This is a genomic window from Streptomyces sp. NBC_00028 (assembly GCF_045041065.1).
Lineage (GTDB): Bacteria > Actinomycetota > Actinomycetes > Streptomycetales > Streptomycetaceae > Streptomyces.
The window spans coordinates 4,287,241-4,310,147 of record NZ_CP108293.1 but is presented as its reverse complement, the minus strand read 5'-3'; the positions used below and the strand labels follow the sequence as shown (position 1 = coordinate 4,310,147).

Annotated in this window: 22 protein-coding genes and 1 riboswitch; of the genes, 10 read left to right on the top strand and 12 right to left on the bottom strand. The window is 70.1% G+C overall.

Annotated elements, in window-relative coordinates:
* The first annotated feature begins 113 nt into the window (after positions 1-113).
* Positions 114-920 (top strand): HAD family hydrolase, encoded by an 807-nt coding sequence (locus tag OG885_RS19115; protein ID WP_405732933.1) that lies wholly within the window; start codon positions 114-116, stop codon positions 918-920.
* Here the strand turns inward: OG885_RS19115 and OG885_RS19110 are convergent.
* The 3 genes from OG885_RS19110 to OG885_RS19100 form a co-directional block, all read right to left on the bottom strand.
* A complete protein-coding gene (locus tag OG885_RS19110) occupies positions 917-1,363 on the bottom strand; it encodes a transglycosylase SLT domain-containing protein (RefSeq protein ID WP_405732930.1) in 447 nt (148 codons plus the stop codon). The two genes, OG885_RS19115 and OG885_RS19110, sit on opposite strands and share 4 nt — an antisense overlap.
* Positions 1,364-1,368: 5 nt before the next feature.
* Positions 1,369-1,548: riboswitch (cyclic di-AMP (ydaO/yuaA leader) on the bottom strand.
* A gap of 206 nt (positions 1,549-1,754) precedes the next feature.
* Complete coding sequence (locus OG885_RS19105) at positions 1,755-3,749, bottom strand: CocE/NonD family hydrolase (RefSeq protein WP_405742785.1); 1,995 nt, start codon at positions 3,747-3,749, stop codon at positions 1,755-1,757.
* Between the two features lie 16 nt (positions 3,750-3,765).
* Positions 3,766-5,268, bottom strand: a complete 1,503-nt coding sequence (locus tag OG885_RS19100; RefSeq protein WP_405732927.1) for a peptide MFS transporter — start codon at positions 5,266-5,268, stop codon at positions 3,766-3,768.
* A gap of 207 nt (positions 5,269-5,475) precedes the next feature.
* Between OG885_RS19100 and OG885_RS19095 the strand changes: the two genes are divergently transcribed.
* The 5 genes from OG885_RS19095 (at position 5,476) to OG885_RS19075 (ending at position 10,937) form a co-directional block, all read left to right on the top strand.
* Entirely contained in the window at positions 5,476-6,486 is a 1,011-nt protein-coding gene (locus OG885_RS19095) for a polyprenyl synthetase family protein (RefSeq protein WP_405732924.1), read from the top strand.
* Positions 6,487-6,653: 167 nt separating this feature from the next.
* The gene (locus OG885_RS19090) at positions 6,654-7,541 is read left to right on the top strand and encodes a CHRD domain-containing protein (protein WP_405732921.1); all 888 of its coding nucleotides are present in this window, start codon (positions 6,654-6,656) and stop codon (positions 7,539-7,541) included.
* Between the two features lie 270 nt (positions 7,542-7,811).
* Positions 7,812-9,011, top strand: coding sequence for a LolA family protein (locus OG885_RS19085; protein ID WP_405732918.1), 1,200 nt, complete (start codon positions 7,812-7,814; stop codon positions 9,009-9,011).
* 38 nt (positions 9,012-9,049) lie between these two features.
* A complete protein-coding gene (locus OG885_RS19080; RefSeq protein WP_405732915.1) occupies positions 9,050-10,030 on the top strand; it encodes an ATP-binding cassette domain-containing protein in 981 nt (326 codons plus the stop codon).
* Positions 10,017-10,937, top strand: coding sequence for an ABC transporter permease (locus tag OG885_RS19075; RefSeq protein WP_405732912.1), 921 nt, complete (start codon positions 10,017-10,019; stop codon positions 10,935-10,937). The genes OG885_RS19080 and OG885_RS19075 overlap by 14 nt, the downstream gene beginning before the upstream one ends.
* Position 10,938: 1 nt before the next feature.
* On the opposite strand, the gene OG885_RS19070 is transcribed toward OG885_RS19075, so the two are convergent.
* Both OG885_RS19070 and OG885_RS19065 read right to left on the bottom strand, forming a co-directional pair.
* Complete coding sequence (locus tag OG885_RS19070) at positions 10,939-11,523, bottom strand: flavodoxin family protein (protein ID WP_405732909.1); 585 nt, start codon at positions 11,521-11,523, stop codon at positions 10,939-10,941.
* 95 nt (positions 11,524-11,618) lie between these two features.
* Positions 11,619-12,122 carry a DUF6668 family protein gene (locus tag OG885_RS19065; RefSeq protein ID WP_405732906.1) on the bottom strand — a complete coding sequence of 168 codons (504 nt, stop codon included), beginning with the start codon at positions 12,120-12,122 and terminating at the stop codon, positions 11,619-11,621.
* Between the two features lie 216 nt (positions 12,123-12,338).
* On the opposite strand from OG885_RS19065, the gene OG885_RS19060 reads away from it, so the two are divergent.
* Positions 12,339-13,631, top strand: coding sequence for a tetratricopeptide repeat protein (locus OG885_RS19060; RefSeq protein ID WP_405732904.1), 1,293 nt, complete (start codon positions 12,339-12,341; stop codon positions 13,629-13,631).
* Positions 13,632-13,702: 71 nt separating this feature from the next.
* Here OG885_RS19060 and OG885_RS19055 read toward each other — a convergent pair whose 3' ends face one another.
* The 4 genes from OG885_RS19055 to OG885_RS19040 all read right to left on the bottom strand — a co-directional run bounded on the left by OG885_RS19055 (position 13,703) and on the right by OG885_RS19040 (position 17,309).
* Positions 13,703-14,653: a M28 family metallopeptidase gene (locus OG885_RS19055; RefSeq protein ID WP_405732901.1), complete on the bottom strand. Its 951-nt coding sequence runs from the start codon at positions 14,651-14,653 to the stop codon at positions 13,703-13,705.
* 150 nt (positions 14,654-14,803) lie between these two features.
* A complete protein-coding gene (locus OG885_RS19050; protein ID WP_405732898.1) occupies positions 14,804-15,271 on the bottom strand; it encodes a VOC family protein in 468 nt (155 codons plus the stop codon).
* A 38-nt stretch (positions 15,272-15,309) separates the two neighbouring features.
* Positions 15,310-16,338, bottom strand: a complete 1,029-nt coding sequence (gene rarD, locus OG885_RS19045; RefSeq protein ID WP_405732895.1) for an EamA family transporter RarD — start codon at positions 16,336-16,338, stop codon at positions 15,310-15,312.
* A gap of 116 nt (positions 16,339-16,454) precedes the next feature.
* Complete coding sequence (locus tag OG885_RS19040; RefSeq protein ID WP_405732892.1) at positions 16,455-17,309, bottom strand: SDR family oxidoreductase; 855 nt, start codon at positions 17,307-17,309, stop codon at positions 16,455-16,457.
* Between the two features lie 91 nt (positions 17,310-17,400).
* On the opposite strand from OG885_RS19040, the gene OG885_RS19035 reads away from it, so the two are divergent.
* The 3 genes from OG885_RS19035 (at position 17,401) to OG885_RS19025 (ending at position 18,780) form a co-directional block, all read left to right on the top strand.
* Entirely contained in the window at positions 17,401-17,802 is a 402-nt protein-coding gene (locus OG885_RS19035; protein ID WP_405732889.1) for a winged helix-turn-helix transcriptional regulator, read from the top strand.
* A 101-nt stretch (positions 17,803-17,903) separates the two neighbouring features.
* The gene (locus OG885_RS19030; protein WP_405732886.1) at positions 17,904-18,401 is read left to right on the top strand and encodes a DUF6082 family protein; all 498 of its coding nucleotides are present in this window, start codon (positions 17,904-17,906) and stop codon (positions 18,399-18,401) included.
* A gap of 118 nt (positions 18,402-18,519) precedes the next feature.
* Positions 18,520-18,780: a hypothetical protein gene (locus OG885_RS19025; protein WP_399949537.1), complete on the top strand. Its 261-nt coding sequence runs from the start codon at positions 18,520-18,522 to the stop codon at positions 18,778-18,780.
* Between the two features lie 60 nt (positions 18,781-18,840).
* Here OG885_RS19025 and OG885_RS19020 read toward each other — a convergent pair whose 3' ends face one another.
* The 3 genes from OG885_RS19020 to OG885_RS19010 form a co-directional block, all read right to left on the bottom strand.
* Entirely contained in the window at positions 18,841-19,920 is a 1,080-nt protein-coding gene (locus OG885_RS19020; RefSeq protein WP_329335904.1) for a 2-oxoacid:ferredoxin oxidoreductase subunit beta, read from the bottom strand.
* Positions 19,913-21,841 carry a 2-oxoacid:acceptor oxidoreductase subunit alpha gene (locus tag OG885_RS19015; RefSeq protein ID WP_405732881.1) on the bottom strand — a complete coding sequence of 643 codons (1,929 nt, stop codon included), beginning with the start codon at positions 21,839-21,841 and terminating at the stop codon, positions 19,913-19,915. Before OG885_RS19015 ends, OG885_RS19020 begins: the two co-directional genes overlap by 8 nt.
* A 253-nt stretch (positions 21,842-22,094) precedes the next feature.
* Positions 22,095-22,754 (bottom strand): LuxR C-terminal-related transcriptional regulator, encoded by a 660-nt coding sequence (locus OG885_RS19010; protein WP_399950068.1) that lies wholly within the window; start codon positions 22,752-22,754, stop codon positions 22,095-22,097.
* Between the last annotated feature and the right edge of the window lie 153 nt (positions 22,755-22,907).

Genomic DNA, 22,907 nt, shown 5'->3' with positions numbered 1-22,907 from the left:
GTGGTGCGGGATTCCACTGGGGCGCCAACCGGAGCCGACGTCAACGGATGTGAAAGGTGCGGCCGTCCGGTTCGCGTCGAGTCGGCGGGGGATTCCATCCGTATTCTCTGATCATGGCCGCACCCACCGCATATTCACTCGTCGCCACTGACCTGGACGGAACCCTCCTCCGGGGCGACGACACGCTCTCCGACCGCTCGCTCGCCGCGCTCGCGCGGGTGGCGGCGGCCGGGGCCCGGCATCTGGTGGTGACCGGCCGACCGGCCCCCAGAGTGCGGCCGCTCCTCGACGACCTCGGCAGCACCGGCCTCGCGGTGTGCGGGCAGGGCGCGCAGGTCTACGACGCCGGCGCGGACCGTCTGCTGTGGTCGGTCACCCTGGACCGGGAGCTGGCCGAGACCGCGCTCGGCAAGATCGAGGCCGAGGTGGGGCAGGTGTACGCCGCCGTCGACCAGGACGGGGTCGACGGGCTCACGCTCATCGAGCCGGGCTATCTGATGCCGCACCCGACCCTGCCCGCCGTGCGGGTGGGCCGCCGCGACGACCTGTGGTGCGAGCCGATCAGCAAGGTGCTGCTGCGCCACCCCGCCCTGTCGGACGACGAGTTGGCGGCGACCGCGCGCGGAGTCGTCGGTTCCCTCGCGACGGTGACGATGTCCGGCCCCGGCACCGTCGAACTCCAGCCATGCGGCATCACCAAGGCGACGGGCCTCGCGCTGGCCGCCGAGTACCTCGGCCTCGGCCCGCGGGACACCCTCGCCTTCGGCGACATGCCCAACGACATCCCCATGTTCGACTGGGCGGCCCATGGTGTCGCGATGGCCAACGCCCACCCCGAACTCAAGGCGGTGGCCGACGAGGTGACCCTGTCGAACGAGGACGACGGCATCGCCGTCGTCCTCGAACGGCTGTACTTCTAGTAGGCGCCCCAGACGTTGTCGATCGACCCGTACCGCTGCGCCGCGTAGTTGCAGGCCGCGGTGATGTTCGCGACCGGGTCGTAGGAGTTCCACGAGGTGCCGGCCACGTGGTACGCGTTGAAGGTCGGGTCGATCACCTGGAGCAGGCCCTTGGAGGGCGTGCCCGCGATCGCATTGGAGTCCCAGTTGTTGATGGCGTACGGGTTGCCCGAGGACTCACGGATGACGTTGCGGTAGATGCCGTCGTAGCTGCCGGGGATCCCGTTCTGGGCCATGACCTGGAGCGAGGCGCGGATCCAGCCGTCGAGGGTGTCGGAGTAGCCGAGCGAGGTGGCGGTGACCGTGGTCGTGGTGGCCGCGGACGCGGTGGTCGCGCCGACGACGGGGAAGGCGAGTGCGGCGACGGCGGCACCGGTGACGGCGAGCTTGCGGGACAGACGCATGACGAAGTTCCTCTCCGGCGCCTGCGAGGTGAGCTGTCGGGTTCGGGCGGGAGCTGCCCGGCCATGCCGAAGTAGGCATGACTTCACCCCAAGCCGTACCGGAATGTCCGAAGACGTCCGGTCCGGCGACTTACCTGGTTCCCCCGCTCCTGCCGTGAAGTTCTCTGTGTGAGCGGTCTACGGGTGGCGGCAGGATTAGGCGTCCACCCGGGCCGGGAACGTATGCGACTGCACATGTCCGAAACAAGTACCGGATTCACAGATCGCACCTGTTGACCTTGGTGCGTGGATTGTGAGGCCCGGAATTACGGGGATTCGGGGCGTGGAAGCGTGAGGCATGTCACCGCCGAGCACGAGAACGGCAAATCGGGCAATCGCGCCCAACTGGCGTTTAACCGGCGGTCCGTGGAATCCGCTTCTCCCAGGTCCGATGGAAGACCACCTCGTCGCCCTCGGTGCAGATCACCTCGTTGGAGGTCAGGAACACAGCCGCCTCACAGGTGATCTCCGAGCGGGTCCGGACGGTCGTGTCCCAGCCCAGCTCCGGCCGGTGCAGCCGGATCGACCACTCCGAGCGGGCACGGGCCGACAGGGGGTCCGTCTCGTCGACCGTGTACGTCTCCAGCGCGTCCTCGGTGAACTCCAGGCCGTCGGGATAGACCCGGGTGCCGCCGTACCGCGGATCGACCTCAAGGCACCACTCGCCCTTGGCGACATCCCGGACGACCAGCCGCTCGGGGCGGGGTTCGTCGAGGGTGGCCGGGAAGTTGACGCCCAGGGGTGCGGACTGTTCGGGGTCCTCGAAGCCGATGTCGGCTGCCAAGTCATGGGTCCTGACCGGCAGTTCGAGGAAACTGCCCGCCGGGTCCAGCGTGAAGCCGGCCTCCGACTCGGGCTGCGGCCAGATCCACGGCCAGTAGGCGGAGGAGACCGCGAGCCGGATGCGATGACCCGGCGGGAAGACATGCCCGATGCCGTTCAGCTCGAAGACGACCTCCCCGGTCGCCCCCGGCTCCCACGGCACCGCCCGGTCCCGCCCGAGCCGCGCCGACAGATTCAGCACGCCCCGGGTGACCAGCGTCGACGCGCCGTCCGGCGCCACATCGCACAACCGTGCGATCACCTGCCCGCGCGGCACCTCGCACGTCACCCGCAACCGCACCCGGGGCCGCCCCAGCACCCAGGTCTCCTCACCCACCGCGAACTCGAAACAGGCCGAACGGGCGTCCTCCTCCCGCTGGTCCGGCGGCAGATCGGCATCGTTCCCGAACGGGAAGAAGCGCCCGGCGTCCACCCCCGTGTGCTGCGGGGAGCGGACGAGGACGGGGGCGCCCTGGAGGCCGTACGAGATGGTCGTGACGTGCGGGGAGGGCCAGGCCGGCTCACCGACCCAGCGGCCCGGGAGGGTGTCGTAGGCCGTGGCGGGGCGGTGCGAGTCGCTGACGTAGGCCCGCAGGAGGGGCTCGCGCATGACGCCGGTGTCGACGCCCTTCAGGTGCTGGTCCCACCAGCGCAGGGTCTCCTGGAGGAAGCCGATCGCCGGGCCCGGCGGCAGCCCGCGGTCCGGGTACTGGTGGGACCAGGGACCGACGATCCCGCGGACCCGGTCCGGCGGCAGATGCTCGACCAGACGGAGGACCGTGTCGCGGTACGGGTCGTGCCAGCCGCCCACCGCCAGGACCGCCGCGTCGATCGCGCCGTAGTCCTCGCAGACGCTGCCGTGGCGCCAGTAGGCGTCGCGGGTCTGGTGGTCCAGCCAGGTGTGGATGAACGGGTCGACGTGCTCCAGGCGTTCGAGCCACAGGTCCCGCCAGCCCGGGCCCGCGTACCGCGGATCGGGTGGCCGGGAGACGAAGGCCAGCATGGTCGCGGCCCAGGCGTGCATGTCGACGGCGAGGACGGAACCTCCCATGTAGTGCACGTCGTTGTCATAGCGGTCGTCGGTGGAGCAGACCGTGACGACCGCCTTGAGCGGCTCGGGCGCGAGGGCCGCGATCTGGAGTGAGTTGAAGCCGCCCCAGGAGATGCCGAACATACCCACCCGGCCGTCGCACCAGGGCTGCGCCGCCAGCCAGTTGACCACTTCGACCCCGTCGGCCAGCTCGGTCGCCGAGTACTCGTCCGTCGGCAGCCCCTCGCTGTTGCCGTGCCCGCGGACGTCGACGCGCACGGAGGCGTACCCGTGGCCCGCGTACCAGGGGTGGCGCTGGAAGTCGCGGGGCGCGGTCCAGTCGGTGAGCCGGTACGGCAGGTATTCGAGCAGAGCGGGTACCGGTTCTTCGGTGAGCGGTCGCCACACGCGCGCGTACAGCCGCGTCCCGTCCGGAAGCGGGATGCGGAGGTCCTCGTGGGCCGTCTCGTAGGGGAAGGACGTACGGATGTGCAGGCTCATCGCTGTGACCTCAGTGGACGGGGTGCATGGTGCGGCGCAGCCAGGGCGCGGCGGCCATCACCGCGAGACCCGCGGCCACCGCGATCGCGCCGTTGACGCCGAAGTAGGCCGGGTGGGAGACGTCGTCGTAGAGCTTCACCGTCTGCGCCTGGATGCCGTTGGCGAGGGCGAGGGAGAGGAACCAGAGGGACATGGTCTGGCTGGAGAAGGCGGCCGGGGCCAGCTTGGTGGTGGCCGACATGCCGGAGGTCTCCAGGAGCACGTCGCCGAGGCCCAGGAGCAGATAGGAGCCGACGATCCACCAGACGGACATCAGATAGTCGTCGCCGCTGTGCCCGCTCGTCGGCACGACCATGAGCAGGAACGACAGACCGCCGAGTACGACCCCGATGGCGATCTTGTTGGAGGCGTGCGGCTGGCCGCGGCCCATCCGCACCCACAGCGCGGCCACGACGGGCGCGAGCCCGACCTCGAAGGCGCCCAGCGCGGAGGCGTACCAGCTGGCCGGGAAGTCGAAGCCGAGGATCGTCGTCTCGGCGTTCGTCGAGGCCAGCAGCATCATTGTCGAGTAGGCCTGGAAGAGGATGAAGTTGAAGACCGTCGAGGCGAGGAAGAGCACGATGTACGGCTTGAGGCGGCCGCGTTCCTCGGCGGTCACCCGGGGGCTCGTGAACATCACCGTGAAGTAGACGACCGGCGCGATCACCGAGACCAGCGTGAGCAGGTCGACGAACCGGTCCATGGTCAGCCAGCCGGCCAGCGCGAGCGCGGTGGCGACCAGGCCCACGACCACGACACCCAGCACGATCAGCCCCACCGCCCGCCGCATCGGGCCCCGCGCCAGCGCGAACTCCGCGGCGTGTCTGCGCCCGGCCAGGTGACGGCGCCCGGCGACGTACTGGACGAGCCCGAAGGTCATGCCGATCGCGGCGGCCGAGAAACCCCAGTGCCAGCCCTTGTGGTCGCCCAGCCAGCCGGTGATCAGGGGGCCCGCGAAGGCGCCGATGTTGATCGCCATGTAGTACAGCGCGAACCCGGCGTCCCGCCGCTCGTCGTCGGTCCGGTAGAGCTTGCCGACCATGGTGGCCACGTTGGGCTTGAGCAGCCCGGTGCCGGCGCTGATCAGCCCGAGGCCCACCCAGGTCATGGTCGCGGTCGGCACGGCCATGGAGTAGTGCCCGCAGGCGATCAGGATGCCGCCCCACAGCACCGCTCGGTACGAGCCGAGCATGCGGTCGGCGAGCCAGCCGCCGGCGACGGAGACGAGGTAGACGAGGGTGCCGTAGGCAGCGGAGACGGAGGCGGCGGTTCCGGCCGACATGCCCATGCCCTCGTTCGCCACCGAGTCGGCGAAGTACAGGACGAGGATGGCCTGCATGCCCAGGAACGAGAAGCGCTCCCAGACCTCCAGACCGGAGAGGGTGAGCAGGCCTTTCGGCTGGCCGAAGAAGGCGGTGTCGTCCTCGGGGGGTGGCTGACTTCCGGGCTCTACGTCGACACTGGTTCCAGACACACTCCACTACTTCCGCTTAAGTCGATAGATATCCGTTCTTTTCAGGTGATCAGAAACATACCGGCCGTGATCCGATACCGCCCGCGCTGCACGGGTGGGGGGCGACGGTGATCGAAAGGTGACCGGATACGCTGACTTGAGTGAAGGCAGCGACCTATCGACAAACCGCGTAAGCGCCAGTAGACACCAGCAGACAGGAGACCCCTCGTGACCGTCGTCGGGCCGTTCGGGCTGAGCGTGCGGGACCAGGCTCTCGAAGCCGATGTCCAGGCCGGATTGGCTGCTGTCGAGGAGGGTTTGCTCGAAGCGACCAAGAGCGAGGTCCCCTTCATCACGGAGGCCGCACAGCATCTCGTCCGCGCGGGCGGCAAGCGCTTCCGGCCGCTGCTCGTGATGCTCACCGCCCAGTTCGGCGACCCCTACGCACCCGGTGTGGTGCCGTCGGCGGTGGTTGTCGAGCTGACCCATCTGGCGACGCTGTACCACGACGACGTGATGGACGAGGCGACGGTGCGGCGCGGCGTCGACGCCGCGAACACCCGCTGGGGCAACTCCGTCGCCGTCCTCACGGGTGACTTCCTGTTCGCCCGCGCCTCACAGATCCTCGCCGACCTAGGGCCCGAGGCGGTCCGTATCCAGGCCGAGGCGTTCGAGCGGCTGGTGACCGGACAGATCCTGGAGACCGCCGGGCCGGTGGACGGCCGGGACCCGGTCGAGCACTACCTGGATGTGCTGGGCGGCAAGACGGGATCGCTGATCGCGGTGGCGTGCCGGTTCGGCTCCATGATGTCGGGTGCCGACGAGACGGTGGTCGACGTGCTGACGCAGTACGGGGAGCGGCTCGGCGTCGCCTTCCAGCTCGCGGACGACGTGCTCGACATCGCGTCCGACTCCCATGAGTCGGGGAAGACGCCGGGGACGGATCTCCGCGAGGGCATTCCCACGCTGCCGGTGCTGCGCCTGCGGGAGCGGGCGGCGCGGTTGGGGCTGGCGGAGGACGTGGCCCTGTGTGAGCTGCTGGACTCCGATCTGAGCGATGACGCGCGGCTGGCGGAGGCGTTGGAGGCGTTGCGGACGCATCCCGCGCTGGAGCAGGCTCGGCGGGACACGGTTCGCTACGCGGAGGAGGCGCGGGCTGCGCTTGCTCCGTTGCCGGAGTGCGACGCCAAGGCTTCGCTGACCGAGCTGTGCGACGCCGTGGTGCATCGGGCGGGGTAAGCCTCGGGGCCTGCTGTTCTGGTGCCCGGTGGTTCCCCGTGCCCCTGGGCGGCATCAATGTGATGCCGCTCACATATTTGGGCTGAGTCCAGGCTGGATCTGTCCCGTATGTCTCCACGGAAGTCGGCGCAGGGGGTGCCGGCTCCGGGAGACGGGGAGACACGTTCATGCGTAAGAGGCTGATCGTCAGCGCTGTCGCCGTGGCCGCCGTGGCTGTCCCCACGTCGGCCTCGGCCGTCGGGAACACCACCGAGACCCCGACCGTCCTCGCCGCCAGTCTGCGGGGGGCCAACGAGGTCGGCGTGGGGGACTCGGACGGGGCCGCGTTGGAGTTCGTCAAGGTGGACGGGGATCAGGTCTCCGTCGCCGTGAAGTGGCGGGGGCTCGACCGGCCCACCGCCCTGCATCTCCACCAGGGTGCCAAGGGAGTCAACGGCGACGTCAGGGTCGACTTCGGCAAGGTGCTCGGGAAGGGCAGGGGGCACAGCGCCACCGGCACGGTGACGGTGAAGGACGCGGCACTGCTCGACGCGCTGAAGTCCGATCCCGGGTCGTTCTACGCCAACCTGCACACCAAGCAGTTCCCCGGTGGAGCCGTGCGGGGGCAGTTGCACCAGGTCACCGTCGCCGGGTTCGGCTTCCGTGACGCGCTGAAGAACCTCCAGGCGTCCGTGGTGAAGGGCGAGCAGATCTACGAGTGCAAGGCGGCCACGGGCGGCGGGTACGCCTTCGCCCAGCGGGACGTCAGCGCCGTCCTCGGCGGCCGTATCGCACACTCGTTCGTGGCCCCCAACTCCGGTACCCCGCAGTGGGTCGCGCCCGACGGCAGCGCGGTCGTCGGCGCCGTCCTGTCCCGGACCCCGAACGGCGACGGCAACATCCCGGAGCTGGACCTGAAGGCCACTCAGTCCGGCAGGCAGCACGGCCTGCTGGCCCGTACGACCGAGATCCTGCGGCTCAACACCGTCGGCGGAGCAGCCCCGTCCGGCTCCTGCGCGCCGGGACAGATCGTCGCGGTGCCGTACCACGCGGACTACGTGTTCCTGCGCGGCTGACCAGCACGTCCGGAGCGGCGCCTTCCGTGCGACCCCTACGGGTCGGGGGAGGCGCCGCCTCCGTGTGTCATACCCCAGGTGTACGTGGAGTTGAGCCCGCGGGCTGACGCCCCGCCGCCGCCGATTTGGTCAGATGGGAACCACGGGAAAACACCAATCCTCACCGATTCGGGTGAGAATGGCGGCTACGGGTTGGACGTGGGGGGCACCTCCCTGGGCAGGGAGAGCGCTTCAGAGGACGCCGCCGCCGACGACGGAGGTAGGGCACACATGGCACCGTACGAATCCGACGACATCACGCTCGCGGACGAGGCCGAGGACCTGCGCGCAGGGCGTCGCAAGGCCGCGCGGTACGTCGTCCCGGCCGCGGTCGTGGGGGTGGCCGCGGCGACCATCGGGCTCGTCCCCGCGCTCGCCGACTCAGGCGACCCGGACCTGCCGAAGATCAGCGCACAGCAACTCATCGAGAAGATCGCCGCGTCGGACGTACAGCAGCTGTCCGGCACGGTGAAGATCAGCACGGATCTGGGGCTGCCCGACTTCGGCGGGCTCGGCGACGCCTTCACGGGCGGCGGCTCGCGCTCCGGCGGGGACGGGTCGTCCGCCGCCCCCTCCACCAAGCTGACCGAACTCGCCACCGGCACGCACACCCTGCGCGTCGCCTCCGACGGCCCGGACAAGCAGAAGGTCTCGGTCCTGGAGGACGCCGCCGAGTACAGCCTCATCCACAACGGCAAGAACGTCTGGGGCTACGACAGCAAGTCCAACGAGGTCTTCCACGCCGCCGCCGACGAGAGCGCCGAGCACGCCGAGGAAGCCCCGGCCACGCCCAAGGACTTCGCCGACGAGGCCCTCAAGGCGGTCGACGACACCACGTCCGTGACGGTCGACGGCACCGCGCAGGTGGCCGGCCGGGACGCGTACCGGCTCGTCATCAAGCCCAAGGACGACGGGTCGACGATCGGCCAGATCACCGTCGCCGTGGACGCGAAGACCGGACTGCCGCTGAAGTTCACGCTGACCCCGGCGAGCGGCGGCGCGGCCGTCGTCGACGCCGGCTTCACCCAGGTCAGCTTCGCCAAGCCGGCCGCGTCCACCTTCGACTTCACCCCGCCCAAGGGCGCGAAGGTCACGGAGGAGGACAGCACGGCCGCCCCGCGGGAGCACACGAAGCCGTCCGGTGCCGAGGGCTTCGGCGCCGGCCTCGACGGGCTGAACGTGATCGGGGACGGCTGGGACTCCATCGCCGCCTTCGACACCGGCGGCCAGGGCATCCCGTCCGGCTCCGAGGCCGGCGGCGCGTTCGGCGGCTTCCTCGACTCGCTCGGGGACAAGGTGAACGGCACGTTCGGCGAGGGCACGGTCTTCAAGACGCGGCTGATCAACGCCCTGGTCACGGAGGACGGCAAGGTCTACGTCGGCGCCGTGACCAAGGACGCGCTGGTGAAGGCGGCGGACGCGGCGAAGTAGGTGCCGTAAGGGCTGGGCTGGATGAATCGAGGGAGCCGATGGGGCAACTGCCCGCCACGGAATCGCATCCGGAGGGCGCGGGGGACGTGGAGGACGACAGCGTCATCCACACCCGCGCGCTCACCAAGCGCTACCGCGGCGGGCAGCTCGCCGTCGACGGTCTCGACCTGACCGTCCCGGCGGGCAGCGTCTTCGGCTTCCTCGGCCCCAACGGCTCCGGCAAGACCACCACCATCCGCATGCTGATGGGCCTGATCGAGCCCACGTCGGGCACGGCCCGGGTCCTTGGCCGCCCCATGCCGCGCGCCACCCGCGCCGTACTCCCGCACGTGGGCGCCCTCATCGAGGGCCCGGCCCTCTACGGCTTCCTCTCCGGCCGCGACAACCTCGTCCGCTACGACGCCGCCGACCCGACCGCCGACCCCCGCACCCGGCGCACCCGCGTCGCGACGGCCCTGGACCGGGTCGGCCTCGCGGCGGCGGCCGGCAAGAAGGCGAAGGCGTACTCGCTGGGCATGAAGCAGCGACTGGGCCTGGCGTCAGCCCTCCTCCAGCCCCGCAAGCTGCTGGTACTGGACGAGCCCACCAACGGCCTCGACCCCCAGGGCATGCGCGAGATCCGCTCCCTGGTCCGCGAGTTGGCCTCCGACGGCACCACGGTCTTCCTCTCCTCCCACCTCCTCGACGAGATCGAGCAGGTCTGCACGCATGCGGCGGTCATGGCCCAGGGCAGATTGATCACCCAGGGTCCGGTGACCGACCTGGCGGCCAAGGGTCGCTTGGTGGTGACGACGCCGGACACGGGGGAGGCGGCGAGGGTACTGAAGGAACAGGGAGCGGCGGACGTGGTCATCGCGGAGGACCGCGTGACGGCAGAGCCACCGGAGGGCGAACTGGCGGACATCAACGCCGCGTTGGTGGAAGCGGGGGTGCGAGTCCGAGGGTTCGCGGTGGAACGAGCGTCCCTGGAAGAGGCCTTCGTAGCGCTGACGGGGGAGGGCTTCGATGTCGCAGGCTGAGTTGACCCACCAGGGGCGCGGGGAACTGCGCGCTCAACCCCCACCCACCCGCACCCGCCGAACAACCCTCAGAGGCACCCTCTTCGCCAACGAACTGCTCACCACCTTCCGCCGCTGGCGCACCCTCGCCCTGCTCACCGTCCTCGCCGCCGTCCCCATCCTCGTAGGCATCGCCATCAAGATCGAGACCAGCGACGGCGGCGGCGTGGGCCAGGGCCGCGGCGGAGGCGGAGAAGGCCCCGCCTTCATCTCCCAGGTCACCAACAACGGCCTCTTCCTGGTGTTCACGGCGTTGGCGGCCACCCTCCCCTTCTTCCTCCCCATGGCCATCGGCGTGATCGCGGGCGACGCGATCGCAGGCGAGTCCAACGCCGGCACCCTGCGCTACCTCCTCGTCGCCCCGGCCGGCCGCACCCGCCTCCTGCTCACCAAGTACGCGACGGTGATGACGTTCTGCGTGGTGGCGACCCTCGTCGTGGCGATCTCGGCGCTGGCCGTGGGCGCACTCCTCTTCCCCCTCGGCGATCTGACGACCATCTCCGGAACGCGGATCACCTTCGCCGAGGGACTGGGCCGGGCCTTCCTCATCGCCCTGGTCGTCGCCGCGTCACTGACCGGCGTGGCCGCCCTCGGCCTCTTCGTCTCGACCCTCACCGGCAGCGGCATCGCGGCGATGGCGACGACCGTCGGCCTGCTCATCACGGTCCAGATCCTCGACCAGATCCCCCAACTGCACGCGCTCCAGCCGTACTTCTTCTCGCACTACTGGCTGTCCTTCGCCGACCTCATGCGCGAGCCCGTCTACTGGGACGACCTCCAGAAGAACCTGGGCCTCCAGGCCCTGTACGCGGCGGTGTTCGGCTCGGCGGCGTGGGCGAGATTCACGACGAAGGACATCACGGCGTAGCTCAGACCTCCTCGTACGGGAAGCGGGCGAGCGGCGCCTCCTGCGCGAAGAACGTCTTCGCGCGCGCCAGCGCCTGCGTGTCGCCCAGGACGTCACCCGGCTTGCTGCCGTTGCCGAGCAGCACCCCGCCGAACCGCATCCTCAGGTACGCCGCCGAGTGGTGGAGCGTGCCGACCAGTGGGTCGGCCACCTCCAACTCCTCGTGGGCGAGCGCGGTGACGCCCCACAGGGTGCGGCCCGCCATCGTGGCCTTGAAGTCGATGCCGGGGGTGCGCAGCCAGCCCGACCAGTAGTCGAGGTAGCGCTTGGCGTGGCCGGAGACCGAGTACCAGTAGAGCGGCGACGCGATCACGATGTCCGTCGCGGCGATCGTGGCGTCGAAGAGCAGCCCCGTGGCCCCGTCCGTCGGGCGCACATGGTCGCTGTCGTGCCGCAGGTCCTCGAAGTCGGGCAGCGGATGCGCCGCGAGGTCGATCCACCGCTGCTCGACGTCCGCGGGCAGCTGCTCGGCGGCCCGGCGGGCCAGCAGCTCGGTGTTGCCGTCGCTGCGGCTGCTGGCCAGGAGGAACAGGAAGCGGCGGGTCATGGGGACTCCAGGCGTCGTTGGTGGCGTACGACAATTACAAGCACCTGCATTATATGCGCGCGCAATCAATCGGGGAAAGGCCTACGGGAGCCCCCTCAGCGCGGCCGCCCCGCCGCCCCCGTGAGCCGGGCCAGGGACGCCGTCTCGCGCGGTGGGTGCCCCAGGAGATCGCCGAGGCGCCAGTCCGGGACCCACGGGACCCGGTACACGTCGATCACCGACTCGATGACCTTGACGTGCTGCGCGAGCGGTTTCGGCAGCCGCCCCGGCGCGTCCGCGACCAGGACCACCGCGTCGAGGTCCAGTCCCGGCGGAGCCTCGCCGCGCCGGAAGAGTTCCAGCGCGCGCAGCACCGCCGCCAGCCCGGCCGCATGGGTACGGGCCACGAGCAGCACCGACGGGGGATCGGCGGGACCGGGCCAGTCACGGCCGCAGTCATGGCCGCCGTAGACGAATGAGAGAGTGGAGGTGCCGGCGCCGCCGTGGGTGCCGACCCAGGAGAAGCGCCGTGCCGTGGCGGTGGCGTGGACGGGCTCCGGGGGCGGGCCCTGCGGTACGGCCACCGGCCCGCGGATCCAGATCTCCGGCCCCTGCTGCACCTGCGGTCTCCTTCCCGAGACGTCTCCCGTCTCGCCTGGGACGAGTCTGTGACGCCACGGTGACGTGAGAACCGGGAGCGAGCGGAGAGACTACTCAACAGTACGGGTACGACCGGCTCTTGACGCCGGGGGAGCGGAAGGCCGACGGCCAGAGGGAGCACCATGGGACTCGAACACGCCGTCCGCCCACTCCCCGACGCACCGAGTGAGGGAACGATGTCGCGACTTGGCCGTGAGAAGCGGGAACAGCAGGGTGCCGTGCTCGCGGCGGCGCCGCTCGATGTGCTGGTCGGGCCCGGCGGCGCCACCGTCGGTGGTGTGCCGGTCGGCGCGGTCCCCGGCGAGGAGATCCAGCAGACGGTCCTGAACCACCTCCATCGCATCGCCCTCGCCACCGGACACCCCGTGCACGTCACGGTCCGCGACGAGCGCATCGGCTATGTCGTCGCCCTGCTGATCGAGAGGGACGGTTCCAGCCGGTTCACGGCGGAGCCGCACCGCACGGCTCCCCCGGCCGGCGTGGGGGAGACGGCCTGGCCGACCGCGGCGGGCCAGGAGGACCTGGCCCCGTCAGGGCCCGCCCCCGTTCCCCTCCCCGCGACCGCGGACGACCGGCCCCCGCGCGACAAGCCGACCCACATCCTCCGTGCTCCCTCCGAGGCCAAGACCGAGGCCGAGACCGAGAGCGGGGCCGAGACCAAGCGCGACACCGGGACCGAGGCCGGGGCGCGGGAACAGCAGGAGCCGCGGGACGCCATGCCGACGTTCCGGCTGCGGGCCGTACCGGAGTGGGTGGAGAACGCGGCGCCCGGCACGGTCGCGCCCCCGACGGGACAGTTCGGCCCCCCGCCGGTGATGGACGCGCCCACGACGGACGCCGAGCCGGCTGCCCGGCCCACCCCGGCTCCCGCTCCCAAGCCGGTCCTCGACCTCGCCGCCGCCACCCCCCTCGACGACCCCGACCCCAAGCCCACCCCGCCGCGCGGCTTCGACGCCGTGGCCGAGGCGGTGCTCGGGGACGATCCGGCGACCGCGTACGACGGGGGCGGCACCGCGATGCTCGCCGAGCCGATGGCCCGGATCAACGACGCGGTCAAGGAAGGGCGGGTGGAGGAGGCGGCACGGCTGTCCGAGCACACCGTGGTGCAGGCCTCGGCGGCGCTCGGCGCGGAGCACCCGGAAGTGCTGCGGCTGCTCGAACTGACCGCGTACATCGCCTACTTGGCCGGTGACCCGACGCGCGCCTTCGGACTCTCCCTGGACCTGGCGAGGACCCGCAGCCGCGCCCGGGACGCGGAGGCCGCGTACGGCAACGTCCAGAGCGCGGCGACCGCCTGGCGTGCCGTACGCGACCCGGAGCTGGGGCTGCGCATGGGTGTGGACCTGATCGGACTGTGGACCGAGCTGACGCACGAGGACGGTCCGGCGGCCGAGGACATCGAGCAGCTGGAGTCCGCCCACGCCCGGATGAACCGGCTCGCCGAACGCGCCCGCAAGCTCAGCCGTTAGGGCCTGTCCGGCGCCTCATCGACGCAGCTTTCCTGCGACTTGATCCGCCGGACAGGCCCTGGGCCCGGGGACTACGACGACAGCGCCCAGACGGCGTACGCGATCGCGTCGCTGTTCCGGTTCAGCGCGGTGTCGTTGATGTTGGACGTGGTGTCGCAGGACGAGTGGTAGCAGCGGTCGAAGGCCTGTCCCGACGTACCGCCCCACTTGGCCGCCTGTGCCGCCGTCTTGATGTAGTCGGCGCCGCTGAACAGGCCGCCGACCGGGATGCCGGCGTTCTTGAACGGCGCGTGGTCGGAACGGCCGTCGCCCTCGGTCTCGATCTCCGTGGCGACGCCGAGACCGGCGTAGTAGTCCTTGAAGGTCTTCTCGATCGTGGGGTCGTCGTCGTAGACGAAGTAGCCGGGGTTGGGGGAGCCGATCATGTCGAGGTTCAGATAGCCGCTGATCTTCGCTCTGTTCGTCGAGGACAGGCTGTTGACGTAGTAGCGGGAGCCGACCAGGCCCAGTTCCTCCGCGCCCCACCAGGCGAATCTCAGATGCTTGGTGGGCTGGTAGCCGGCCCGGGAGACGGCCAGCGCGGTCTCCAGGACGGCCGCCGAGCCGGAGCCGTTGTCGTTGATGCCGGGTCCGGCGGTGACGCTGTCGAGGTGCGAGCCGGACATGACGACCCGGTTGGTGTCGCCGCCCGGCCAGTCCGCGATCAGGTTGTAGCCGGTGCGGCCCGAGGACGTGAACTGCTGGATGGTGGTGGTGAATCCGGCGGCGTCGAGCTTGGCCTTCACATAGTCGAGGGAGGCCTTGTAGCCGGCGCGGCCGTGCGCGCGGTTGCCGCCGTTGGCGGTGGCGATGGACTGGAGCTGGGTCAGATGCGCCTTGACGTTGGCGAGGGGGATGTCCGGGGCGGCGGCCACCGCGGGGTGCGGGGCGGGGGCCGCCCCGGCTATGGATCCGCCGATCAGGAGTGTCGCGGCCGCGGTGACGGCGGTGGCCGTCGCGCGTCCGGGAACCGAGAGCTTCATGTGGGGGGCTCCGAATTCCTAGGGAATCACAGGGATTCCACAGCGAATGGGGTGCCTGGATGGTGAAGCTGTGACTAACTCTCCGTCAAGAGCGGTATCAGGACAGCGGTGTTCGTATACCGGTCGGCCGCGTCCCTGGGGTCGGACTCGTCACTGCACGCAGAACTCGTTCCCCTCCGGGTCGGCCATCACCACCCACGCGCCCGAGGGTTCCCGCACCTCCCGCAGCACGCGCGCACCGAGCCCGGTCAGCCGCTCGACCTCGGCCGCCCGCAGTCCGTCCCCGGGGTGCAGATCGAGATGGAGCCGGTTCTTCCCGGTCTTCTCCTCCGGCACCCGCTGGAACAGCAGCCGCCGGCCGAGCCCGGTGCCGCTGTCCTTGTCGTACGGGTCCTCGGGATGCCGTACGGCTACCAGGTCGCGGAAGGCGAGACGGGCGTGGAACTCCACGGTGGCCTCGCGCGGCAGCGCGCCGAGTTCCAGGAGCCGCTGGATGAGGGCGTCGTTGTCCTCGACCTCGTAGTGCAGCGCGGCGGCCCAGAAGTCGGCCTGGGACTGCGGGTTCGCGCAGTCGATCACGAGCTTCCAGTGCACGGGGGCTGGGGTGGTCTGCGTCATGCGCTCACTTATAGCGGCGCACTGGGTCGGAGGCTGTCCTAAACGCGGTCCGTGCCGCGGACGAGTTCTCCGGCCGCGTCCACCGGGTCGGCCCCGGCGACGACGGTGTCCGTGTCCCGTACGGGGACGGGGGCGCCGGTCGCCGGCGTGGCGGCGGACCTGGCCGGCCGCGTCCGCGCCCTGCGGGCCGATCGCAGTGCGTCCCAGGTCAGCAGCGACAGGGCCAGCCAGACCAGGGCGAAGCCCGCCCAGCGCTCGGGCGGCATGGCCTCGCCGAAGTAGAGGACACCGAGGAGGAACTGGAAGACCGGCGCCAGGTACTGCAACAGGCCGAGGGTGGACAGCGGCACGCGGATCGCGGCGGCGCCGAAGCAGATGAGGGGGAGCGCGGTGACCAGGCCGGTCCCGGCGAGCATCGCGGCGTGTCCGGGACCCTCGGTGAGGACGGTGGCGTCGCCGTGCGAGGCCAGCCACAGCAGATATGCGGTCGCGGGCAGGAACTGCAGCGCGGTCTCGGCGGCCAGCGACTCCAGGCCGCCGAGGTTGACCTTCTTCTTCACCAGGCCGTAGGTGGCGAAGGAGAAGGCGAGGATCAGTGAGATCCAGGGCGGACGCCCGTATCCGATGGTGAGGACGACCACCGCGGCGGCGCCGACCCCGACCGCCGTCCACTGCACGGGCCGCAGCCGCTCCTTGAGCAGCAGCACGCCCATCGCGATGGTGACCAGCGGGTTGATGAAGTAGCCGAGCGAGGCCTCGACGACCCGGTCGTTGTTCACGGCCCAGATGTAGACGCCCCAGTTCACGGCGATGACGGCCGCCGCGACCGCGATCAGCGCGAGGCGGCGGGGCTGGCGCAGCAGCTCCCCGGCCCACCTCCAGCGGCGCAGGACGAGCAGGGCCAGGGCGACGACGAGCAGGGACCACACCATCCGGTGGGCCAGCACCTCGAAGGGGCCGGCCGGCTTCAGCAGCGGGAAGTACAGGGGGAACAGCCCCCACATCCCGTATGCGGCGAAGCCGTTCAGCAGTCCTATGCGTTGCTCACCGCTCGGCTTCCCGGTCACGGGGCCTCCCTCTCGAATGCGTCGCCCGGATGAAGGTAACGCCGAGCGCCCCCGCCTGTCATGCCCGTATCGCTATACGGTCATGACAGACGGGGTGGGAGGCGGCGCGGGTGCCGTCAGCCCTTGAGGGCGGTGGCGATCGCGTCGGCCAGCGGGGTGGTCGGCCGGCCGGCGAGGCGGGACAGGTCGCCGGAGTCGACGACCAGCTCGCCCTTGGCTATGGAGGCGTCCACGCCCGCGAGGATCAGGGCGAACGGCTCGGGCAGCCCGGCGCCGGTCAGGATGCCGATCAGGGCCTCGCCGGGCACGTCGTTGTAGGCGATCTCCTTGCCGGTCTGCCGGCTGAGCTCGGCCGCGTACTCGGCGAAGCTCCACGCGGTGTCGCCACCGAGCTCGTACGTCTGGTTCTCGTGCCCCTCGCCGGTGAGGACGGCCACCGCGGCGGCGGCGTAGTCGGCGCGCGAGGCGGAGGAGACCCGGCCCTCGCCGGCGGCGGCGACGACGGCGTTGTGCTCCAGGGTGGGGCCGAGGTTCTCGGTGTAGTTCTCGTGGTACCAGCCGTTGCGCAGCAGCGTGTAGGGCAGGCCGGAGGCGAGGAGCACCTTCTCGGTGGCGCGGTGGTCGTCGGCGAGCGCGGCGCTGAGGCTGCCGGGCGCGCTGGTGTAGGCGAGCAGGGCGACGCCGGCGGCCTTGGCCGCGTTGATGACGACCGTGTGCTGGCCCGGGCGGTCGTTGCCGACCTCGCTGCCGGAGATGAGGAGCACCTTGTCGCCCTCGGCGAAGACGCTGTCGAACGTCTCGGGGGTGTTGTAGTCGGCCACGGCGATCTGCACGCCCTTCGCCGCGAGCTCGGCGCCCTTGTCAGCGCTGCGCACGACCGCGGTGACCTGGTCGGCCGGGACCTTCTCCAGCAGCTGCTCGATGACGTGGCGGCCCAGGTGACCGTTGGCTCCGGTGACGACGATGCTCATGATGTGCGATCTCCTTGTGGGGTGCGGATGCACTAACCGTAGGAGATGCGCTAACTGATGGAAAGTACCCACTTTGAAGTAAGGTACTGGCATGGCAGTAAGTAACCCCTCTCTGTCCGGGGAGGCCGTGGAGGCGATGTGCCCCCACCGCCTCGTCCTGGAGCACGTCACCAGCCGCTGGGGCGTCCTGGTCCTGATCGAGCTTCTAAACCGCCCCTACCGCTTCAGCGAACTCCGCCGCGCGATCAACGTCCTCGGCGGCCGGGGCGTCAGCGAGAAGATGCTCACCCAGACCCTTCAGACCCTCGAACGCGACGGCCTCGTCCACCGCGACGCACGGCCCGTGATCCCCCCGAGGGTGGACTACTCCCTCACCGACCTGGGCCGGGAGGCGGCGGAACAGGTACGGGGCCTGGCGCTGTGGACGGAACGGCGGATGGGCGAGGTGGAGAAGGCGCGGCAGGCGTACGACGAGGCGAAGAACCGCGCCTGAGCTCTGAGCGGGCGTCCTTCCGTGCGCCCCCTTTCCGCCCCGAGCGCGGACCCGGACCGCCGGGCACCATGAGGGTCCGCGACCAGGGGGGACTCGTTGCCATGGCCACACCGTTACGCGCGCTCTTCGGCCGGGGTGCCCGCCGCAGGCGCCAGGAGGAACTGCTGGCGGCGCTCCTGGGGCAGCTGACCCTCATGACCGAGGAGATCCGCCGCGCCAACCTCATCCAGCACCACCGCCTGATCGCCGAACAGCAGGGCCGGGCCATGGACGACCCGTCGCTCGCCGACGCCGCCAGCTCGCTGACCGGCGTCTCCGAGGAGAGGCGCCGCCAGATCCTGTTCGTGAACCGCTGGTACGCGGCCATGCTGCTCTCGTACCGGGTCGGCTCGGTCGACTGGGAGGAACTCCGGGGCCATCTGCGGGTGTTGTGCCGCGGCGGAGTCTTCGCGGAGTACTGGGAACGCACGGCCGAACACCGCCGCGAACTCCCCGAGGACTCCCTGGAGGCCAGGGTCGGGCGGGCCGTCGACGCGATCCTGGAGGAGCGGGCGGACGATCCGGACGAGTGGTGGGTGGTGGGGTCACCGCGGATCTGATCACGCTAACGAGTGGGAATGCGGAGTCGTTTGAGCGGTCATAGATCAAGAGTCGCGTCAAGCAAGTCCGCTCACGTCGTGGTCGTGTCGCGCGGCAAACCCCCCGAAGGAGTACACCGTGAAGTTGGACGAACCCCCAGTCCGCCTCATCAGTCGAAGACTGGGCGACACTCCGCGCCAACGAGGCAGCCATTCCAGCGAGACCTGCCCCGACCTCTTCGAACTCTCCGACGGCAACTTCGCCGTCATCGGCACCGAGGCCACCGACGAACTCGAGCCCCATCTCCCCGCCGACGCAGGCCGCGCCGACTACGAACGCATCGTCGTCGTCAGCCGCGAGACGCTGATCAGGGCCAAGCGGGACATCCCCGACGCCTGACAGCCGCGAGGCCTGGATGCCGTACGACATCCAGGCCCCCGGGACGCGTCAGCCCACGACTCAGCCCACGACCGTCCAGGTGTCGCCGCCCGCCAGCAGCGCCGCCAGATCACCCTTGCCGTTCTGCTCGATCGCCGTGTCGAGCTGGTCGGCCATCTGCGTGTCGTACACCGGCCGGTCCACGGACCGCAGGACGCCGATGGGCGTGTGGTGCAGGGTGTCCGGGTCGGCGAGGCGGGAGAGGGCGAAGGCCGTGGTCGGGGACGCCGCGTGGGCGTCATGGACCAGGATCTCGGCCTCGTTGTCCGCGGTCACCGTCACCACCTTCAGATCACCGGTCAGCCGGTCCCGTACGACCCCCTTGGAACCGTCCGTGCCGAAGCGGATCGGCTGCCCGTGTTCGAGGCGGATCACCGCCTCCTCGGCCTGCTGGCGGTCCTTCAGCACCTCGAAGGCGCCGTCGTTGAAGATGTTGCAGTTCTGGTAGATCTCGATCAGCGCCGTACCCGGGTGGGCCGCCGCCTGGCGCAGGACCTCCGTGAGGTGCTTGCGGTCGGAGTCCACCGTCCGCGCCACGAACGACGCCTCCGCGCCGATCGCCAGCGACACCGGGTTGAAGGGCGCGTCCAGCGACCCCATCGGCGTCGACTTGGTGATCTTCCCGACCTCGGAGGTGGGGGAGTACTGGCCCTTGGTCAGCCCGTAGATCCGGTTGTTGAACAGCAGGATCTTGAGGTTGACGTTTCTGCGCAGCGCGTGGATCAGGTGGTTGCCGCCGATCGACAGCGCGTCACCGTCACCGGTGACCACCCATACGCTCAAGTCCCGCCGGGAGGTGGCCAGTCCGGTCGCGATGGCGGGGGCGCGGCCGTGGATGGAGTGCATGCCGTACGTGTTCATGTAGTACGGGAAGCGGGACGAGCAGCCGATGCCCGAGACGAAGACGATGTTCTCCTTGGCCAGGCCGAGTTCGGGCATGAAGCCCTGCACGGCGGCGAGGATCGCGTAGTCACCGCAGCCGGGGCACCAGCGCACCTCCTGGTCGGACTTGAAGTCCTTCATCGCCTGGCGTCCCTCGGCCTTCGGGACGAGGGAAAGCGCCTCGATCGTGCCCGTGCCTTCCGTGGACGTCTCAGCCATCGATGGCCTCCTTGAGAGCCGTGGCGAGCTGTTCGGCCTTGAACGGCATGCCGTTGACCTGGTTGTAGGAGTGGGCGTCCACCAGGTACTTCGCCCGGATCAGCGTGGCCAGCTGCCCCAGGTTCATCTCCGGGATCACGACCTTGTCGTACCGCCGCAGCACGGTGCCGAGATTCCGGGGGAACGGGTTGAGATGGCGCAGATGGGCCTGCGCGATGGACTCGCCGGCCGCCCGCAGCCGGCGCACGGCCGCGGTGATCGGGCCGTACGTCGAACCCCAGCCCAGCACCAGGGTGCGCGCCTCGTGCGGGTCGTCGACCTCGACATCCGGTACGTCGATGCCGTCGATCTTGGCCTGCCGGGTGCGGACCATGAAGTCGTGGTTGGCGGGGTCGTAGGAGATGTTGCCCGTGCCGTCCTGCTTCTCGATGCCGCCGATGCGGTGTTCGAGGCCGGGCGTGCCGGGGACGGCCCAGGGGCGGGCCAGGGTCTGCGGGTCGCGCTTGTACGGCCAGAAGACCTCGGTGCCGTCGTCCAGGGTGTGGTTCGGGCCCTGCGCGAACTGCACGGTCAGGTCCGGGAGTTCGTCCTGCTCCGGGATGCGCCAGGGCTCGCTGCCGTTGGCGAGGTAGCCGTCGGAGAGCAGCATCACCGGGGTGCGGTAGGTGAGCGCGATACGCGTCGCCTCCAGCGCCGCGTCGAAGCAGTCGGCCGGGGTGCACGGGGCGACGATCGGGACCGGCGCCTCGCCGTTGCGGCCGAACATCGCCTGGAGCAGGTCCGCCTGCTCGGTCTTGGTCGGCAGACCGGTGGACGGGCCGCCGCGCTGGATGTCGATGACGAGCAGGGGCAGTTCCAGGGAGACCGCGAGGCCGATCGTCTCGGACTTCAGCGCCACACCGGGACCACTGGTGGTCGTCACCGCCAGCGAACCGCCGAAGGCCGCGCCGAGTGCCGCGCCGATGCCGGCGATCTCGTCCTCCGCCTGGAAGGTGCGGACACCGAAGTTCTTGTGCTTGCTCAGCTCGTGCAGGATGTCGGAGGCCGGGGTGATGGGGTACGAGCCCAGATACAGCGGCAGGTCCGCCTGCCGAGACGCGGCGACCAGTCCGTAGGACAGGGCCAGGTTGCCGGAGATATTGCGGTAGGTGCCGGTCGGGAAGGCGGTGGCGGCCGGGGCGACCTCGTAGGAGACCGCGAAGTCCTCGGTCGTCTCACCGAAGTTCCAGCCCGCGCGGAAGGCCGCGATATTGGCCGCCGCGATGTCCGGCTTCTTGGCGAACTTCGAGGTCAGGAACTTCTCCGTGCCCTCGGTCGGCCGGTGGTACATCCACGACAAGAGGCCGAGCGCGAACATGTTCTTGCTGCGCTCGGCCTCTTTGCGGGACAGGTCGAAGTCCTTCAGTGCCTCCACCGTGAGGGTCGTCAGGGGTACAGGGTGGAGGCTGTACCCGTCGAGCGACCCGTCTTCCAAGGGGCTCTCGGAGTATCCGACTTTCTGCATCGCCCGTTTGGTGAACTCGTCCGTGTTGACGATGATCTCCGCGCCACGTGGCAGATCGGCGATATTGGCCCGCAGGGCCGCCGGATTCATCGCGACGAGGACGTTGGGAGCGTCACCCGGGGTCAGGATGTCGTGATCGGCGAAGTGGAGCTGGAAGCTGGAGACACCCGGCAGGGTTCCGGCAGGGGCCCGGATCTCGGCGGGGAAGTTGGGGAGAGTGGACAGATCGTTGCCGAAGGTGGCCGTCTCGGAGGTGAAGCGGTCGCCGGTGAGCTGCATACCGTCACCCGAGTCCCCCGCGAAGCGGATGATCACCCGGTCGAGGCGGCGGACGTCCTTGGTCCCTGCCGCTTTGCGCTGCTCTCCCACGACGGCTTCGTCGGCCTGCTCCGCTGGGCTACTGACCTGGCTGGTCACTGAACTGGACCTCCTTCGAGGCGGCTGTCCGGGACAGGCCTTCCCGCGGGCCTTCCCTGGATCAACCCTACGTCCGTAAGGGTCGCCTTCCTGTGGCCAATCGCATGATGGACACGATTTTGAGACGCCCTGCCGCCCTGACTTGTCATGATTTCCCGCCCCCCGGCGCTTCCCTACAAGACGCCCAGCACTCCCGTTCGGTTCTCGGACTCGGTGACCGTTGCACCCATACGGCTGACACGGTGTCAGGTCATCAGGAGTTCAGATAGGTGAGGACCGCGAGAACCCGACGGTGATCCCCGTCACTGGGGGACAGCCCCAGCTTCAGGAAGATATTGCTGACGTGCTTCTCCACCGCTCCGTCGCTCACCACCAACTGCCGGGCGATCGCCGAGTTCGTCCGTCCCTCGGCCATCAGCCCCAGCACCTCACGCTCCCGCGGGGTGAGGCCCGCGAGCACGTCCTGCTTGCGGCTGCGCCCCAGCAGCTGCGCCACGACCTCCGGGTCCAGGGCCGTACCCCCCTGGGCGACCCGCACCACCGCGTCCACGAACTCACGCACCTCGGCTACCCGGTCCTTGAGCAGATAGCCGACACCGCGACTGGACCCGGCGAGAAGTTCGGTCGCGTACCGCTCCTCCACGTACTGCGACAGCACCAGCACTCCGAGCCCCGGATGGGCCTTGCGCAGCTGTACGGCGGCCCGCACCCCTTCGTCGGTGTGCGTGGGCGGCATCCGCACATCGGCCACCACCACATCCGGCAGCTCCCCCTGCCCGTCGAGCTCCGTGATGGTCTTGACCAGCGCCTCCCCGTCACCCACCCCGGCGACGACGTCATGCCCGCGGTCGGTCAGCAGCCGGGTCAGCCCCTCCCTGAGCAGCACTGAATCCTCGGCGATGACCACCCGCACCCTGTCCTCCACGATCTCCGGCCCCCCACACCCCGACTCCGCGCCCGTCTCCCCGACGAGCAAAGTCCAGCATTCCAGCATTCCCGCCGGCTCGCGCCGGAGCAACGGGATTCGGGGCCGATGAACGCCGATGAACAGCGTGTGAAACGGGCC